At 64.4% G+C, this 1749-nt stretch carries 1 protein-coding gene; it reads left to right on the forward strand.

The annotated features are described in order from the left end of the window. The first annotated feature begins 204 nt into the window (after positions 1-204). A complete protein-coding gene (istA, locus tag LDN95_RS22985; RefSeq protein ID WP_226019822.1) occupies positions 205-1731 on the forward strand; it encodes an IS21 family transposase in 1527 nt (508 codons plus the stop codon). Positions 1732-1749: the final 18 nt, after the last annotated feature.

Consider the following 1749-nt stretch of genomic DNA (forward strand, 5'->3'; position numbering starts at 1 on the left):
TGCGGATTCCGAGGTGATCGCGCGCGGTGTTCCGATTTGATGGCGCGCGGGATTCCGAGGTGATGGCGCGCAGCGTTCCGAGAATTATCCGCGCAGCATTCCGAGGTGATGGCGCGCAGTTTGAGGTTAGGCTCACCTGATCGTTGGAGCATTCTTTCGGCCGGACAGCGGTTGGAGGAATGCATGCCGACGAGGAGAGTTGCGATGCGCCATGTGCGCGAGATTTTGCGTCTGAGCCTGGACTGCGGGCTTTCGACGCGGGTAGCTGGCGAGCGGGTCGGGGTCGGATCGACGACGGTCCGGGATACGCTTCGGCGGTTCAGTCGGTCGGGGCTGACTTGGCCGGTGCAGCCTGAGATGACGGACAGCGACCTGGAGTCCCGGCTCTACGGCGTGCCAGGGGTAAAGCCCGGGCGCCGCAAGTTGCCGGAGCCCGACTGGGCGGTGGTGGCGCGTGAGTTGAAGCGCAAGCACGTGACGCTGCAGATCCTGTGGGAGGAGTACTACGCGGCGAACCCTGACGGCTATCGCTACAGCCGATGGTGTGACCTGTTCCGGCGCTGGGAAGGCCGGCTGCCGTTGGTGATGCGCCAGAGCCATGCTGGCGGCGAGAAGCTGTTCGTTGACTACGCTGGCGACACGGTGCCGGTGGTGGTGGATCGCAGGACCGGCGAGACCCGCGATGCGCACCTGTTCGTCGCTGTTCTGGGCGGCTCAAGCCTGTCGTTTGCGTGTGCGACCTGGACCGAGCAATTTGCCGACTGGGCCGAGGCCCACAATGCTGCCTTTGCCTTCTTCGGCGGGGTGCCGCAGCTGCTGGTTCCGGATAATGCCAAGGTCGCGGTGATCAAGGCCTGCCACTTCGATCCGATGATCAACCGCAGCTACACGGACATGGCTCGGCATTACGGGACGGCAGTGCTGCCGGCGCGGCCGAGGAGGCCCAAGGACAAGGCGAAGGTTGAGGCCTGTGTCAGGATCGTCGAGCGCTGGGTGCTGGGCCGTCTGCGCAATTGCATCTTTTACAGTCTGGCCGAGCTCAATACTGCCATTACCGAGTGCCTTGCTGATCTGAATGAGCGCCGTGTGCTGCGCCAGTTCGGCCGAACGCGCCGACAGCTGTTCGAGGAGATCGATGCTCCGAACCTGAAGCCGCTACCGGCTGAGCCGTGGGTCCATGCGCAATGGAAGCGCTGCCGGGTCGGGCTCGATTACCATGTCGCAGTCGAGCAGCATCATTACTCCGTGCCGCACCGCTACGCGCGCCGGGAGGTCGAGGCGCGTTACACCGCCCGGACCGTGGAGATCTTCCTCGGCGGCGAGCGGATCGCGGTGCACATGCGCGGCAGTGGCAATGGTCGGCACACGACCGTGCCCGAGCACATGCCGTCGAGCCACCGGCGCTATCTCGACTGGACACCGGCAAAGATCCAGGAGGAGGCGGGCCGGATCGGCCCGATGCTGTCGCTGCTGATCGAGCGCATCATCGAGGACCGGCCGCATCCCGAGCAAGGCTACCGTTCGTGCCTGGGGATCATTGGCCTGGGCAAGCGCTTTGGCGCTGAGCGCCTTGAAGCGGCTGCGCTTCGCGCGCTGGAGATCGGCGCGCGCAATTATCCGTCTGTAAAATCGATCCTCGAAAAGGGGCTCGACAAGGTGCCCGTGTCCAAAGCCCCGGAGCGCGAGCCGATCCTGCACGACAATATCCGGGGCTCTCAATACTACCACTGAAAGGAGCAAGGATGCTCA

The organism is Novosphingobium sp. FKTRR1, from assembly GCF_020404405.1.
Taxonomy (GTDB): Bacteria; Pseudomonadota; Alphaproteobacteria; order Sphingomonadales; family Sphingomonadaceae; genus Novosphingobium.

Coding starts and splice junctions, on each gene's coding strand:
- istA (WP_226019822.1), top strand. CDS start 205: ATGCGCCATGTGCGCGAGATTTTGCGTCTGAGCCTGGACTGCGGGCTT.